The organism is Gryllotalpicola ginsengisoli DSM 22003, from assembly GCF_000419445.1.
GTDB classification, from domain to species: domain Bacteria; phylum Actinomycetota; class Actinomycetes; order Actinomycetales; family Microbacteriaceae; genus Gryllotalpicola; species Gryllotalpicola ginsengisoli.
This window is the reverse complement of the sequence record NZ_AULK01000003.1, coordinates 221,652-236,011: the sequence shown is the minus strand read 5'-3', so window position 1 is coordinate 236,011 and position 14,360 is coordinate 221,652. Positions and strand designations below refer to the sequence as shown.

15 protein-coding genes are annotated in these 14,360 nt (G+C 70.2%); 11 read left to right on the top strand and 4 right to left on the bottom strand.

Features of this window, described 5'->3' with window-relative positions; genetic code table 11:
* Position 1: 1 nt before the first annotated feature.
* Positions 2–637: an MOSC domain-containing protein gene (locus H563_RS0107860; RefSeq protein ID WP_022882055.1), complete on the bottom strand. Its 636-nt coding sequence runs from the start codon at positions 635–637 to the stop codon at positions 2–4.
* 113 nt (positions 638–750) lie between these two features.
* Positions 751–987: a hypothetical protein gene (locus tag H563_RS0107855; RefSeq protein WP_162138933.1), complete on the bottom strand. Its 237-nt coding sequence runs from the start codon at positions 985–987 to the stop codon at positions 751–753.
* Positions 988–1,009: 22 nt separating this feature from the next.
* Between H563_RS0107855 and H563_RS0107850 the strand changes: the two genes are divergently transcribed.
* A complete protein-coding gene (locus tag H563_RS0107850; protein ID WP_022882053.1) occupies positions 1,010–1,852 on the top strand; it encodes an exodeoxyribonuclease III in 843 nt (280 codons plus the stop codon).
* Positions 1,853–2,018: 166 nt separating this feature from the next.
* The gene (locus H563_RS0107845; protein WP_022882052.1) at positions 2,019–3,401 is read left to right on the top strand and encodes an HNH endonuclease signature motif containing protein; all 1,383 of its coding nucleotides are present in this window, start codon (positions 2,019–2,021) and stop codon (positions 3,399–3,401) included.
* A gap of 116 nt (positions 3,402–3,517) precedes the next feature.
* On the opposite strand, the gene H563_RS0107840 is transcribed toward H563_RS0107845, so the two are convergent.
* Both H563_RS0107840 and H563_RS0107835 read right to left on the bottom strand, forming a co-directional pair.
* Positions 3,518–4,021 carry a GNAT family N-acetyltransferase gene (locus tag H563_RS0107840; protein WP_022882051.1) on the bottom strand — a complete coding sequence of 168 codons (504 nt, stop codon included), beginning with the start codon at positions 4,019–4,021 and terminating at the stop codon, positions 3,518–3,520.
* Between the two features lie 120 nt (positions 4,022–4,141).
* Entirely contained in the window at positions 4,142–5,062 is a 921-nt protein-coding gene (locus H563_RS0107835; protein ID WP_022882050.1) for an AEC family transporter, read from the bottom strand.
* 77 nt (positions 5,063–5,139) lie between these two features.
* On the opposite strand from H563_RS0107835, the gene H563_RS0107830 reads away from it, so the two are divergent.
* From H563_RS0107830 to H563_RS15630, 9 genes are all read left to right on the top strand, one after another.
* Positions 5,140–6,054 (top strand): ABC transporter ATP-binding protein, encoded by a 915-nt coding sequence (locus tag H563_RS0107830; protein ID WP_022882049.1) that lies wholly within the window; start codon positions 5,140–5,142, stop codon positions 6,052–6,054.
* 92 nt (positions 6,055–6,146) lie between these two features.
* Entirely contained in the window at positions 6,147–7,196 is a 1,050-nt protein-coding gene (locus tag H563_RS0107825; RefSeq protein ID WP_022882048.1) for an aliphatic sulfonate ABC transporter substrate-binding protein, read from the top strand.
* Positions 7,186–7,965, top strand: a complete 780-nt coding sequence (locus tag H563_RS0107820; protein WP_022882047.1) for an ABC transporter permease — start codon at positions 7,186–7,188, stop codon at positions 7,963–7,965. Before H563_RS0107825 ends, H563_RS0107820 begins: the two co-directional genes overlap by 11 nt.
* 1 nt (position 7,966) lies before the next feature.
* Positions 7,967–10,063, top strand: a complete 2,097-nt coding sequence (acs, locus tag H563_RS0107815; RefSeq protein ID WP_022882046.1) for an acetate--CoA ligase — start codon at positions 7,967–7,969, stop codon at positions 10,061–10,063.
* Positions 10,064–10,091: 28 nt separating this feature from the next.
* The gene (locus tag H563_RS0107810; protein ID WP_022882045.1) at positions 10,092–11,180 is read left to right on the top strand and encodes a threonine aldolase family protein; all 1,089 of its coding nucleotides are present in this window, start codon (positions 10,092–10,094) and stop codon (positions 11,178–11,180) included.
* Between the two features lie 372 nt (positions 11,181–11,552).
* Positions 11,553–12,158: an alternate-type signal peptide domain-containing protein gene (locus tag H563_RS17350; protein WP_022882044.1), complete on the top strand. Its 606-nt coding sequence runs from the start codon at positions 11,553–11,555 to the stop codon at positions 12,156–12,158.
* Positions 12,159–12,164: 6 nt separating this feature from the next.
* Positions 12,165–12,752 (top strand): TasA family protein, encoded by a 588-nt coding sequence (locus H563_RS0107795; protein WP_081416196.1) that lies wholly within the window; start codon positions 12,165–12,167, stop codon positions 12,750–12,752.
* A complete protein-coding gene (locus H563_RS17345) occupies positions 12,752–13,639 on the top strand; it encodes a hypothetical protein (RefSeq protein WP_022882042.1) in 888 nt (295 codons plus the stop codon). Before H563_RS0107795 ends, H563_RS17345 begins: the two co-directional genes overlap by 1 nt.
* A 140-nt stretch (positions 13,640–13,779) precedes the next feature.
* The gene (locus H563_RS15630) at positions 13,780–14,283 is read left to right on the top strand and encodes a signal peptidase I (RefSeq protein WP_162138932.1); all 504 of its coding nucleotides are present in this window, start codon (positions 13,780–13,782) and stop codon (positions 14,281–14,283) included.
* The last annotated feature ends 77 nt before the right edge of the window (positions 14,284–14,360 follow it).

Sequence of the window (14,360 nt, the reverse complement as noted above, 5' to 3'; positions counted from 1 at the left end):
CTCATCGGGCGGCGAGGTCGGCGAGCTCGGCGATGTCGGGGTGCAGCGCGTCGAGGTGCGCGGCGAGCACGCGCGCGAGATCGGATGCCTCGCCGCGTCCCTCCGCCGCGAAGAATCCGCTCACCGTGACCCCGTGCCCGGGCCGGTGCACCACCTCGATCTGATCCCCCGCCGCGATCGCCCCCTTCTGCACCACGCGCAGGTAGGCGCCCACCCGGCCTGCCTGCGCGAAGCGCTTGACCCACTGCGGCTCGCCCATGCGGCGCTGGAACGTCGCGCACGGGGTGCGCGGCGAGGTGACCTCGAGCACGAGGTCGGCTCCGATGCGCCAGCGTTCGCCGATCTCGGCGGAACTCACCTCGAGGCCTTCGGTGCGCAGGTTCTCGCCGAACAGCCCCGGGGGGATCTCGCGACCCAGCTCGGCCGCCCACCAGTCGGCGTCCTCCTGCGCGTAGGCGTAGACCGCCTGGAACAGCCCGCCGTGGTTTTTGCGGTCCGCCTGCACGTCGCCGTACACGCCGTACGGCTTCACGGGCAGCGGCTCGAGCACCGGGCGCTTGTCGATCGCCGTCACGCCCACCGAGCCGGGGTCGGGCAGCAGCTTGTCGACGCGGCAGAGGGCGAGCAGCGAGGGCATGGCTCCATTCTGACCTGATGGTCGACTCAGCGCGCAGCGCGCTCTGCTGGTCGACTCAGCGCGCAGCGCGCTCTGCTGGTCGACTCAGCGCGCAGCGCTGAATGGAGACCAGCTCACGGCGTGGGCTGCCCGCTCGCCGGCGGCATCGGCACCACGGTGGTGCCGGGGTCGTACAGCCCGCCGGGGCCTTGCGAGAAGGTGGGCTGCGGCACGAAGGGCGACGCCTCGGGCACCTGGGCGAGGTAGATCACGTAGCCGGCGACGAGCACGGCGACGCATCCGATCACCAGCGCCACCCAGTAGGCGGCGCCGTGCGCTCGACGTCCTCGTCCCCCGGACACCCGCCCCATGATGCCAAATAGGCTTCATCACATGCGCGTGGCCACCTGGAACGTCAACTCGATCCGCACCCGGTACGCCCGGGTGATCGACTGGATGCTGCGCGAGGACGTCGACGTGCTCGCGATGCAGGAGATCAAGTGCCGACCCGAGCAGTTCCCGGTGGAGGCGTTCGCCGAGGCGGGTTATGAGCTCGAGATCCACGGGCTCAACCAGTGGAACGGCGTGGCCTTCGCCTCCCGCTTCCCGATGGAGGAGGTGGCGACCTCGTTCCCCGGCCAGCCGGGCTTCCTCAAGGGCGCAGAGGGGCCCGATCTGCCGCTCGAGGCGCGTGCGCTCGGCGTGACGGTCGAAGGGCTGCGGCTGTGGTCGCTGTACGTGCCCAACGGGCGCGCGCTCGGCGACCCGCACTACGACTACAAGCTCGACTGGCTGGCGGCGCTCGCCCACGACACGCAGCAGTGGCTCGCGGCCGAACCCGAGCTGCCGCTCGCGCTGATGGGCGACTGGAACATCGCGCCCCTCGACTCCGACGTCGGCGACCCGTCGTTCGTGCCGGGCGTCTCGACGCACATCTCGCCCCCGGAGCGCTCGGCGTTCACCGCCTTCGAGACGGTCGGCCTGCGCGACGTGGTGCGGCCGCACGTGCCCTCCGGATTCACGTTCTGGGACTACAAGCAGCTGCGTTTCCCGCGCAACGAGGGGCTGCGCATCGACTTCATCCTGGGCTCGCGCGCATTCGCCGACCTGGTGACGGATGCCTCGATCCATCGCGACGAACGCAAGGGCGATGCCCCATCCGATCATGTGCCGGTGCTGGTCGACCTCGACATCGATCTCGGCGACGACGAGTACGACCGCCCGATGGTGTTCTGAGCTTCCCGTCGCGCCGCGCCCGCCCGCTGAGGAGCGCGCAGCGCGTCTCGAAGCCCCTCGCCCGACTCTCCCCGCACAGGCCGGCCCGCCCGCGAGTTTCACACAGGTCCCGGTCAGAGGCGCTTTTCGGCCCGCCAATGTCAGTGGTTCCTCGTACTTTGACGGCATGAGCCTGGCCGAGCCGATCGACGTACCCGCGGGGGATGCCGCGGGTGCCGCCTTCCGGCGTGCGGCCGAATTGTCGCGGCTCGATCCGTCGTCGTTGTCGGATCAGCAACTGGTCGACTTCCTCCACGATGTCGAGACGGCGCAGGCGCATCTGAGTGCGCTCCAGCTCGCCGGCGCGCGGGAGCTGGATGCCCGCTCGCATCCCGACTCCGACGGCGTGCCGTCACTCGCACACACGCTCGGGCACCGCTCGCCCGTGCAGGCCCTGGCGATGGTCACCCGCGTCTCCGAGGTGGAGGCGCGGCGCCGGATCAAAGACGTCCGGCACCTCGCCCGGCTGCCGATCCTCGGGCAGGCCGTCTACGCCGGCCGGGTCGGCCGGGAGCACGCGCAGGCGGTGATCGACCGGCTGCGGCCGGCCTTGCGCAATGCCGATCCGGCGGACCTGTGCGCCGCCGAGGAGGCGCTGGTCGCCTCCTGCCGCACCCTTCAGGTGGAGCTCGTGGACGAGCAGGCACGGCTCTGGGCGGCCGCGCTCGACCCCGACGGGCCGCCGCCCGACGAGGAGCCCATGACCCGCCGCTTCTTCACCATCTCTCCCGTCCGCGACGGCGTGGCGAAGGTCGCCGGGCTGCTGCCCGCAGAGCACGCCACAGTCATCCGCTCGGTGTTTGAGGCATACGCCAAACCGCGGGCGAAGGTCGCGTTCGCTCCCGGCTGTGCTGCTCCCGGCACTGCTGCTCCCGACGGTGTCGCTCCGGGCGAGCTCGCTCCCGACGCTGACGTGCTGGATGCGCCTGCGGACACCCGCACGCCCGGCCAGAAGCGGGCCGACACCCTGCGCGACGTGTTCGCGCTGGCCGCCCGCTCGGCCGATGTGCCGACGATGGGCGGCGACCACCCCACCGTGTGGATCGCGACGACCACGCCCGAACTCGAGGACGGCCGCGGCACGGCCTTCTTCCGCACCACTCCGGTTCCGATCGCCGCCGCAGAGCAGGCGTCCTGCGCGGGCGGACTGCAGGAGGTCGTCTTCGGGCCGGATGGCGACGTGCTCCGCCTGGGCCGCACGAGGCGCGGGTTCTCCTATGCCCAGCGCCGCGCAATCGCCCTGCGCGACGGCCCCAGCTGCGCCATCCCCGGCTGCACCACGCCGGCCGCCTGGTGCGAGACCCACCACGTCATCGGATACCGCGACGGCGGCCCGACCGACGTCGACAACGGCATCCTCTTGTGCTGGTACCACCACCACACCATCGACACCGGGCCCTGGCGCTTCCGCATCCGCGACGGCACCGCCTGGGTGCGGTGGGTCCTCGGCCGGCACGCCTCGGACTGGACGCCGGTCAATCCCGCGAGGGCGGTGCGGCTCAGGACGTGAGCGGCCCAAGATCTGAGCGGCGCACGATCTGAGCGGCCCGGGACGTGAGCGGCGCAAGATCTGAGCGGCGCAAGACGTGAGCGGCGCCGGGGGCGAGCCGCGCTTGCCGCGCGCCGTCAGAGCCGCTTGATCATGTTCAGTTCGCGCTTGCTGCGGTCGAGGGGGTACGGCATCCACTTGCCGGTGGGCACGAAGCCGTGGTTCTCGTAGTAGCGCTTGGCGCGCAGGTTGTCCTCGTGCACGTCGAGCTGCAAGGCTCCGCCGCGCTCGCGCGCCCAGTCCTCGATCGCCTCCAGCAGCAGGTCGGTGACCCCGTGCCGCGCGCCGCGCCACTCCGGCGCGACGAACACGGCGACGAGGTACGGCGCGCCGCCGTCGCGGTCCGTGGCACCGCCCATCATGCCGACGAACTCGCCGCTCTCGTCGTCGACGGCGACCACGAAGGTCCGCCCGGATTCCTGGCCGCGCGCGGCGTACTCGCGCCAGTCGTCCTCGCCGAGCTCGAGCGCGCGCTCGTACGTCTGCAGGTATGCCATCGGGGTGTCCTGCAGCGCCTGCAACCGGAGGGCGCGCATCCGCACCCAGTCGTCCTCGGTCGTGCGCCGCACCGTGATCCCCATCCCCCCATCCTGCCGGGGACCGGTGCCGCCGCGCACCGCGTTGCGCTACTCGGATCCGCGCTCCGCGCCTCGGTCCCGAGCGGCGCAGCGCGGATCCGAGTAGCGCACGTGCGACGGGGCTCAGGCCAGCAGCAGCGCGATCACCACGATCGCCGGAACGGAGAGCACCGTGGTCAGCAGCACCGCATCCCGGGCGACGATCTCGCCCCGCTCGTAGCGGGCGGCGAAGTTGTACACGTTCTGCGCCGCCGGAAGCGCCGCGAGCACCACCGTCACGAAGAGCTCATGCCCGCCGATGCCAAGGCCGAAGCGCGCGATGAGATATGCCAGCAGCGGCATGAGAACGTTCTTCAATCCGGCCGCGAGCAGCACCTCGGCCCGCGCATCCGTCTCGCGCAGCGGCGCCGCGCCGTGCAGCGACATTCCGAAGGCCATCAGCACGAGGGGCACGGCCGCGCCGCCGAGCAGGGTGAATGCGCTGTCGACGGGCTTCGGCAGCTGCCATCCGATCGCCGCGATGACGACGCCCGCCACCGACGCGATGATCATCGGGTTGCGCACCGGGTTGAGCAGGATGTCGCGCACGCTGACCCGGCCGCGGCTGGTCACGTCGAGGGTGGTGAGCGCGATCGGCGCGAACACGATGAGCTGCACGAGCAGCGCCGGTGCCACGTACGACGCGCTTCCGAGCACGTATGCCGCAACCGGAATACCGATGTTGTTGAAGTTCGAGTAGCTCGAGGCGAGCACCCCGATCGTCGTGCGGGCCGCCGGCCGCGGGAAGAACACGCGGCTCGCGATCAGGAACACGGCGGCGGCGCCGACCGCCGCGAGGTTCGTCGCGAGCCCGGCGCCGGAGAAGACGACCGAGATGTCCTCCTTCGCGAGCACCGTGAACAGCAGCGCGGGGTTCGTGACGAAGAAGGCGATGCGATTGAGCACGTAGCCGGTGTGCGGACCGCCGACCCCGGCGCGGCCGACGACGTAGCCGACGGCGATGACGAACGCGATGATCGCGAACCCCTCGAACACGCCGGCCATCTCTTCAGGCTATTTGTTACGCCGTACAACGGCGCCCTTGGAACCGCCACCCGGTGCGCCCGTACCGTGGTGCCACCATGCCCCCGACCGTCCCGACCACCCCGACCACCCGCCTGACGCCGCTCACCTCCGGCAGGGCCGCGCCCTCACCCGCGGTCGCCACCGCCCTGCCGCTCGCGTTCGAACAGGTGACCCGGTCCTACGGCGGGCGCACTGTGCTCGGCGGCATCGACCTCGAGGTCGCCGCCGGCGAGATCGTCACGATCCTCGGCCCCTCCGGGGGAGGCAAGTCGACCCTGCTGCGCATCCTCGGCGGACTCGACAGGCCCAGCGGCGGCCGCGTGTCGATCGCCGGGTCGCCGGTCGCCCCCTACGACCCGCGGTGCGCCATCGGCTTCCAAGAGCCGCGCCTGCTGCCGTGGCGCACGCTGGCCCAGAACGTCGCCTTGGGTCTGCCGCGCGGACTCGCCAAGACGGATGCTGCGCAGCGCGTCTCCCATCTGCTGGAGCTCGTCGGCCTCACCCACGCGGCTGAGCAGCGCCCCCGCGAGGTGAGCGGCGGCATGGCCCAGCGCGCCAGCCTGGCCCGTGCTCTCGCCCGCAACCCGGGCGTGCTCTTGCTCGACGAGCCGTTCGGCGCGCTCGACGCGCTCACGCGCCTCAAGATGCAAGACCTCCTGCTCGACGTGCACGCCAACGCTCCCACCACCGTGCTGCTCGTCACGCACGACGTCGACGAGGCGTTGCAACTGGGCGACCGGGTCGTACTGCTCGGTTCGCGAGGCGATTCCCGAAGCGATTCCCGAGAGGGTTCCCGCGACGAGTCGGATGAAGGCCAGGACGGCACGGTCGTGGCGCGCGTCGTCGCCGTCCCCGGCGAGCGCCCGCGCGACCGCGGTGATGCCCGCCTGGCGCACTTGCGCGCCGAATTGCTCGCAGGCCTCGGCATCGACACGCACCGGAACCCGCCCCAACGCAACCCACCCCAGTGAAGCGCGCCGCAATGAAACCCGCCTCACCGCAACCCGTCCCCAACGCAACCCGCCCCAACTCAACCGCCCCAACCAAGCAGCAAGGAACCGCCATGACCCGCACCCGCACCCTGCTCGGCACCCTCGCCGCGGCCGCCGCAACCGCACTGCTGCTCACCGGCTGCGTCGCGGGAGAGGACGCCGCTTCGAGCGCATCCGATCCGTCGGGCGCGGCGGGCAGCACGCACGGCGGCACCCTCACCATCGACTACGCGACCTACAACCCACTCAGCCTCGTCATCAAGCAGGAAGGCTGGCTCGAGGACGCCCTGAAGAAGCAGGACATCACGGTGAAGTGGGTGCAGTCCACCGGATCCAGCCAGGCGAACCAGCTGTTGCGATCCGGGTCGGGCGACGTGGCCTCGAGCGCCGGAAGCGCGGCGGTGCTGAACCGCGCCAACGGCTCCCCGATCAAGGTCGTCGACGTCTACTCGCAGCCGGACTGGTCCGCGATCGTGGTCGGCAAGAACTCGAACATCACCAGCGTCGCGCAGCTGAAGGGGAAGAAGATCGCAGCCCAGCTCGGCACCGACCCGTACTTCTTCCTGCTGCAGGCGCTGCAGGCGAATGGGCTCAGCGCCGACGACGTCACCATCGTCAACCTGGCCCACGCCGACGGCTGGTCGGCGCTGCAGAACGGCTCGGTGGACGCCTGGAGCGGCCTCGACCCGATCATGGCCAACGCGCAGGTCACCGCCGGCGCCAAGATCATCTACGACCACCCCGGCTTCAACAGCTACGGCGCGTTGATCGCCACCGAGTCGTTCCTGAAGGACGAACCCGACGTCGCGCAGACCGTGGTCGACGCATATGAGCACGCACGCCGCTGGGCCGAGCAGCACCCCGACGACACGGTGAAGATCCTCGCCGACGTCGCCCAGATCGATCCCGCCGTCGCGAAGACCGTGATCACGGACCGCACCAACCTCGAGGTCTCCGGCGTGCCGGGCGAGGCGCAGCTGAAGGTGTGGAAGACCATCGGCCCCACCTTCGTGAAGAACGGCGACGTGCCCAGCCAGGACGCCGTCGACACGGCTCTCGACTCCATCATCGACGACTCCTTCGCGAAGAAGGCCGACCCGGAGGCCATCGGTGGCGACTGACCTCACCCGGCCCCTGTCGCGCCGCTGGGGGCGGGCGGCCGTCGCCGCAGTGCTGCCGGTCGCGGTGCTCGTCGCATGGCAGCTGCTGTCGACGAGCGGTCTCTTCACGATCACCCAGCTGCCGTCGCCCGAGCTGGTGTGGCAGGCGGCGCTGGACCTGGGCCGGCGCGGCCTGCTGGGGCAGTACGTCGCGATCTCGACGCAGCGGGTGCTGATCGGATTCGCGGCAGGGGCGGCACTCGGAATCGTGCTGGGCGCGTTCGTCGGCCTGTCCCGGTTCTGGGCCGCGTTCTTCTCGTTCACCCTCGCGTCGATCCGCGCCGTCCCCTCGCTGGCCTGGGTGCCGCTGCTGATCATCTGGTTCCACATCGGCGAGGCCGAGAAGGTGATCCTGGTCGCCATCGGCGCCTTCTTCCCCGTCTACACCACCGTCGCCGGGTCACTGCGGCATGTCGACCCGCATCTGATCGAGGCCGGCCGCGCCTACGGCTACTCCGGGGCGCGCCTGTTTGGCGCCGTGCAGCTGCCCGCTGTTCTGCCGTCGGTGGTCTCGGGACTGCGGCTCGCCCTCGCCCAGGCCTGGCTCTTCCTCGTGGCCGCCGAGCTGCTCGGCGCCTCCATGGGCCTCGGCTATCTGCTCACCCAGTCGCAGCAGGTGGGACGCACCGACCAGACCTTCCTGGCCATCTTCCTGCTGGCGATCCTCGGCAGCGTCTCCGACCTCGTGGTCGGCCTCGTCAGCCGGGTCGCGACCCGACGCTGGAGTTGATATGCCCTCTCACTCATCTGCCTCCCACACGCCCGCAGCGACCGTACCCGCAGCCGTGCTCTCCAACTTGCTCACCGAGACGCGCCGCTACCCGGTGGCCGACGCGTTCGCCGCCCAGGCGAACATCGACGCCGACGCCGCTCGGGCGTTGCGCGAGGCAGCGGATGCCGACCCCGTCGGCTTCTGGGAGGACAAGGCCCGCCGGCTGGATTGGCACACGCCGTGGCGCACAGCGCACACCTGGCGGCCGCCGCAGCCGGGGCCCCGTGGCCACGGCCTGCCCGGCGGCACGCCTCCCGAGGCGCGCTGGTTCGAGGGCGGCGCGCTCAACGTGGCCGTGAACTGCGTCGACCGGCACGTGGCTGCGGGCCGCGGCGACAAGGTCGCCCTGCACTTCGAGGGCGAGCCTGGCGACCGCCGCACCATCACGTACGCGCAGCTGCAGCGAGACGTGGCCCGGGCCGCCAACGCGCTGACCGCGCTCGGCATCGGCAAGGGCGACCGTGTGGTGGTCTACCTACCGGTGATCCCCGAGACGGTGATCGTCACCCTCGCGATCGCCCGCATCGGCGCGATCCACTCACTGGTGTTCGGCGGGTTCAGCGCCGAAGCCGTGCGGTTCCGCCTGCAAGACACCGGGGCCAAGCTGCTCGTGACGAGCGACGGGCAGTTCCGCCGAGGCGCCGCCGTGCCCGTCAAGCACGCCGCCGACGCGGCCGCCACCGGCATCGGCTCGGTCGAGCACGTGCTCGTCGTGCGGCGCACCGGCGACGACGTGCCCTGGACCGAGGGGCGCGACGTGTGGTGGCACGAGGCCCTGGCCGCGGCATCCGATCGCCACGAACCCGAGTTCTTCGACGCCGAGACCCCGCTCTTCATCATCTACACCAGCGGCACTACGGGCCGCCCCAAGGGGCTCGTGCACACGAGCGGCGGCTACCTCACCCACGCGAGTTGGACCCATTGGGCGTTGTTCGACCTCAAGGACGACGACGTCTACTGGTGCACCGCCGATCTCGCCTGGGTGACGGCGCACTCGTACGCCATCTACGGCCCGCTCTCCAACGGCGCGACCTCGGTGATCTACGAGGGCACGCCTGAGACCCCGAGCCGCACGCGGCACCTGGAGATCATCGAGCGCTACGGCGTCACCATCTACTACACGGCGCCGACCCTCGTGCGCACCTTCATGACCTGGTGGCCCGACGGCCTGCCGGCAGGGCACGACGTCTCGAGCCTGCGCCTGCTCGGCACGGTCGGCGAGGCGATCAACCCCGAGGCGTGGGTGTGGTTCCGCACGCACCACGGCCGGGGCACCGCGCCGATCGTCGACACCTGGTGGCAGTCCGAGACGGGCGCGGCCGTGATGTGCCCGCTTCCCGGCGTGGACGAGCTGAAACCGGGATCCGCGCTGCGGGCGGTGCCCGGGCTGACCGCGCTCGTCGTCGACGAGGCGGGCGAGCGCGTGCCGAACGGCTCGGGCGGATACCTCGTGGTGGCCGGCACCTGGCCGGGCATGGCTCGCACCGTGTGGGGCGACCCGCAGCGCTTCTACGACTCGTACTGGGCGAAGTTCTCCGAACGCGGCTGGTTCTTCTCCGGCGACGGCGGCAAGTACGACGCCGACGGCGACGTCTGGGTGCTCGGGCGGGTCGACGACGTGATCAACGTCTCCGGCCACCGGCTGTCGACGATCGAGATCGAGAGCGCGCTCGTCGCGCATCCCTCGGTCGGCGAAGCCGCGGTCGTCGGCGTCTCCGATGCGGTCACGGGCCAGGCGGTGGCGGCGTTCGTGATCCCGTCGTCGCGACCGGGCGCGAACGACTCGTCGGCGGGGCGCGGGTGGGCGACCGCGTGGGCGCGGGCAGCGGATGCCGCGGCGCACAGCCTGCGCGCGCACGTGGCCGACGCGATCGGCCCGATCGCCAAGCCCAAGCACGTCTTCCTCGTGCCCGAGCTGCCGAAGACCCGCTCGGGCAAGATCATGCGTCGGCTTCTCGTCGACATCGTCGACGGTCGCCCGCTCGGCGACGCGACCAGCCTGCAGGATGAGACGGCGCCCACCCGCATCGCCGAGATCGTGACCGCCACGCACTGAGTCGGCCCGTGCACGACAAGATAGACGCATGCCCATCGAGCGCCTGCACGATCCGTCCGTCATCACCTTCGCGAGCGACAACTACGCGGGCGTGATCCCCGAGGTGCTCGAGGCGATCGCGGTCGCCAACGGCGGGCACCAGTCGAGCTACGGCGCCGACGCCTACACGGCCCGGCTGCAGGAGCTGGTGAAGGAGCACTTCGGCGACGCCGCCGAGGCCCACGTGGTGCTCAACGGCACGGGGGCCAACGTGCTCGCCCTGCAGAGCGTCACCGAGCGCTGGAGCGGCGTCGTGTGCGCAGCATCCGCTCATATCAACACCGACGAGAACGGCGCACCCGAGCGCGTCGGCGGGCTGAAGCTGCTGCCGGTCGAGACGCCCGACGGCAAGCTGACGCCCGATCTCATCGACCGGCAGGCGTGGGGCTGGGGCGATCAGCACCGGGCGCAGCCGAGCGTGGTGAGCATCACCCAGGCCACCGAGTTCGGCACCGTGTACACCGCCGACGAGATCGCCGACATCTGCGACCACGCGCACCGCCGCGGCATGACCGTGCACCTCGACGGGGCTCGCATCGCCAACGCCGCCGCCGCGCTCGACCTCGATCTGGGCGAGTTCACGACCGACGTCGGCGTCGACATCATCAGCTTCGGCGGGTCGAAGAACGGCATGGCGTTCGGCGAGGCCGTCGTGATCGTCGACCCGGAGGTGACGCTCGGCATCGAGTACCTGCGCAAGGCCGACATGCAGGTCGCCTCGAAGCAGCGCTTCATCTCGGCCCAGCTGGTCGCCCTGCTCGAGGACGGCCTGTGGCTGCGCGCCGCCCAGCACGCGAACGAGATGGCCGCGCTGCTGCGCGAGCGGCTCGAAGAAGCGGTGACGGATGGTTCGGCGGTCGGCCTCACCTTCACGCAGGCCACTCAGTCCAATGCCGTGTTCGCGGCGCTTCCCAGGGCGGCGGCCGACCGTGTGCGGGAGCAGTTCCACTTCTACGACTGGAACCCGCGGCACGGCGAGACGACGACCGAGGTGCGCTGGATGACCGCGTGGGACACGACCGAGGAGGACGTCGAGGCGTTCGCGGATGCGATCCTCGACGCGCTCGACGAGGGGTGAGCGGCAGCCTCAAGAAACGCCCTGAAGAGGCGCAACCTCAAGGTTTGCGCAGTGCTCGCGCGAGGTTCACGCGGGTGTTCGAATCCATGCATTTGCATGTTCGAACCGCGCTAGGGGGAAACCCCTAGGTCCCCCCGGACGGGGTAGACAGACCCCTGTACATCGGGGCCGGATGCGGTCGTAATGTCTAGCCGAGGCCGATGCCGCGGGAAACCCGATCTTCCTGCAGCACACCCGAATCGGCCTGCCAGTCCCCCCGATGCAGAGCAGTCTGCTCAGACGGTTCCCCGGTCGGCCGGCGTCCCTATCGCCCCCGGCCGGGGTGCCGTCTTGTCATGCCTGCCTGCCCGACCCAGGAAGCAAGACACACCCATGAACAAGCTCATCAAGGGCGCCGTCGCAGGCGCCGCAGGCATCGCGCTGCTCCTCGGCGGCGCAGGCACCTTCGCGCTGTGGAACGACTCGGCTGCCATTGGCAGCGGAAGCACGATCAATTCCGGCTCCCTCAAGTTGGGTACGCCCACGGGCCCGGACGGTACCGGCAGTCCTACCTGGACGCTCAAGCACGCGGGCTCCAGCGAAACCACCACCATCGCGTCGAGCGATTTGGCGAGTACTCTCATCGTTCCCGGTGACACTCTCGAGTACGTGGCTGCGGTCCCGATCACCGCGCTCGGCAAGAACCTTTCCGCCGAGCTTTCGATCAACTCCAGCGACGTAACTGGCAGCACCTTCCTGAAGAGCGCGCTCCAGTATTCTCTGTCCGCGTCTGGCACGGGCGTTACAAAGAAGTCGACCAATGTGTACCAGGTCAGCAACAACCTTGACGGCACCCAGTCCGTAACAGTCACCGTGGACATCGCGCTGCCCAGCGAAGTCGGAAATGCCGGCACCGACGGCAGCTACCACGGCCAGGATGGTCAGGGCGAGACGGTCAACCTCAACGCCCTCAAGCTCACTCTCACGCAGACTTCCTGAGCTTCGATGACAGCACACGCAGCCGAGATGGCGCGGGCCGACGGTCCGCGCCACTTCGGCGTGCGCGTGCTCGCCATGGTGGCCGTAGTGGCCGGAGCCGTCGTCGCGGCCCTGTTCGCGACCGGCGGCACTTACGCCCTCTGGAACACGTCGACGCCGATCACGAACGCGACGATCACCTCCGGCACGACCGGGCTCACGATTCAGGGCACGTCATCGGCGACGCTGAGCTCGTTGGGCACCACTGCGCTCGGCCCCGGCGACTCGGTGCTGCAGCAGGTGACGCTGAAGAACACGGGCACCGTCCCGCTCGCGCTCTCGCTCGACGCGACCACCGTGACGGCGGACACCGGGCTCGCCGCGAGCCTCCTCACCAAGGTGACCGTGAACACCTCCACGTGCACGACCACCGCGATCGGCGCGGCGACCAGCCCCGTGACCGGATACGCGGTCGCCTCCTTCGGGTACACGCTCCAGCCCGGAGCATCCGTGCCCGCGTGCGTCGAATTCACGCTCTCGAGCCAGGCGCCCGCCTCGGCACAGAGCAAGACCACCAGCGTGACGTACACCATCACCGGAAAGCAGACGTCCTGATGAAGCGCCGCAACATCGCCGTCGCGGCCGCCCTCATCACCGCCCTCACCTTCGCGGGCGGCACGGCGGCGCAGGCGCTGTGGTCGTCGAGCGCGACCGCCGCGGCTTCCGCCACGGCCGGTTCGATCGGCGTCACCGTGACCGGCCCGGCGAGCCTGAGCCCGACCTACGCGCTCAGCGCGACGAGCACGCAGAGCTCGCAATCCACGTTCACCGTCAAGAACACCGGCACCGTCGCGATCAAGACCGCCTCGATCACGTTCGCCGTCACCGGTACGGCTGCAACCGAACAGGCCATCTCGGTCGTCACTTGGGCAGCCCAGTCCGACGGAAGCTGCGGCACCGCACCGACGTCGACATCGACGCTCGCGGCGCCGCCCACCCTGCAGCTCAGCGACCTCGCGAGCGGCAGTCAGCTGACGTACTGCATCAAGACCACGTTCCCCGCGACCGCCCCGAGCGGCACGGCCGGCACGAGCGTCACCGTGACCCCGAGCGTCACCGCCGCGAACGGCGCGTGGACCGCCACTGGCACGGGAAGCGCCTTCACGCAGCAGGTCGCCTCCGCCCCGACGCCGCAGCAGGGAACCTGCGTGTTCTACTCGGCGAGCAACATCGCTGTCACCTGGAACGGCAACGCCATGTTCGCCCAGTTCGGCGATGGGCCCTGGGAAGTGTTCCTCGGAGGCTGGGATCTCGAAATCCAGGCCACGTCGTACAGCGGGAACGTCAGCATCAGCAACCAAACGCTTGGCAAGGCCAACTATCCGCAATCGTTGACCGGCACACAGACCCTCGAGTTGAGGAATACATCAACCGGCACAACCGTGCTCACCGCCTCCGTGATCGTCAGCAATGGCGGAGGAAGGACGTTCGCATGTCCGTGATCGACAGGCACCGCGACGAACAAACCGACGCCCGCACGGCGACCGAACCGCACCAAGACTTGCGTCGGCCGCGTCGCGAGTCGCGTCGGCCCCGTCGCGACTCGCGCCCTCGCGAAATCCTGCACGCGCTCGGCCTGGGCTTGAGCGCCGGCATCCTCGCGATCGTCGTGGGCATCGCGGTGCTCGTCATCATCATTCCGCGGGCGACGGGCGCGGTGCCCCTGACTGTGCTGACGCAGTCGATGGAGCCGCACTTCCCCCCGGGGACCCTGCTGGTGGTGCACAAGGTGCCGATCGACGACATCCGCATCGGCGACGTGGTCACCTACGAGCCGAACCCGAATGACCCGACCGTCATCTCGCACCGCGTGATTGCGATCACCGCCGAGTCGGACGGCACGAAGATCTTCACGGTCAAGGGCGACAACAACGCCGAGGCGGATGCCCCCGTGCAGGCGAAGCAGATCCAGGCGGTGCTCTGGTACGCCGTGCCCTGGCTCGGGTGGGTCAACTCCGCCGTCGGCAGCAGCGAGCACAGCTGGGTGATCCCGCTCGCCGCCGGGGCACTGCTGCTCTACGCCGGATACCTCTTCGTCGCGCACTTCGTGCAGCGGGCGCGGGCGAGCCGCCGGGCCGCGGAATAAGCTCTCTCTCGCATGCGTTCGCATGCAGTTGTAGGAACCATCGGCAATGGCGCCGATCCACACGACGATAGAACGGG

Bases quoted from the DNA above. Each gene is read 5' to 3' on its own strand.
- acs (WP_022882046.1), top strand. From the start codon at position 7,967: ATGCCCTCTCACTCATCTGCCTCCCACACGCCCGCAGCGACCGTACCC.
- H563_RS0107835 (WP_022882050.1), bottom strand. From the start codon at position 5,062: ATGGCCGGCGTGTTCGAGGGGTTCGCGATCATCGCGTTCGTCATCGCC.
- H563_RS0107795 (WP_081416196.1), top strand. From the start codon at position 12,165: ATGACAGCACACGCAGCCGAGATGGCGCGGGCCGACGGTCCGCGCCAC.
- H563_RS0107855 (WP_162138933.1), bottom strand. From the start codon at position 987: ATGGGGCGGGTGTCCGGGGGACGAGGACGTCGAGCGCACGGCGCCGCC.
- H563_RS0107845 (WP_022882052.1), top strand. From the start codon at position 2,019: ATGAGCCTGGCCGAGCCGATCGACGTACCCGCGGGGGATGCCGCGGGT.
- H563_RS0107850 (WP_022882053.1), top strand. From the start codon at position 1,010: ATGCGCGTGGCCACCTGGAACGTCAACTCGATCCGCACCCGGTACGCC.
- H563_RS0107840 (WP_022882051.1), bottom strand. From the start codon at position 4,021: ATGGGGATCACGGTGCGGCGCACGACCGAGGACGACTGGGTGCGGATG.
- H563_RS0107810 (WP_022882045.1), top strand. From the start codon at position 10,092: ATGCCCATCGAGCGCCTGCACGATCCGTCCGTCATCACCTTCGCGAGC.
- H563_RS17350 (WP_022882044.1), top strand. From the start codon at position 11,553: ATGAACAAGCTCATCAAGGGCGCCGTCGCAGGCGCCGCAGGCATCGCG.
- H563_RS0107825 (WP_022882048.1), top strand. From the start codon at position 6,147: ATGACCCGCACCCGCACCCTGCTCGGCACCCTCGCCGCGGCCGCCGCA.
- H563_RS0107830 (WP_022882049.1), top strand. From the start codon at position 5,140: ATGCCCCCGACCGTCCCGACCACCCCGACCACCCGCCTGACGCCGCTC.
- H563_RS0107860 (WP_022882055.1), bottom strand. From the start codon at position 637: ATGCCCTCGCTGCTCGCCCTCTGCCGCGTCGACAAGCTGCTGCCCGAC.
- H563_RS17345 (WP_022882042.1), top strand. From the start codon at position 12,752: ATGAAGCGCCGCAACATCGCCGTCGCGGCCGCCCTCATCACCGCCCTC.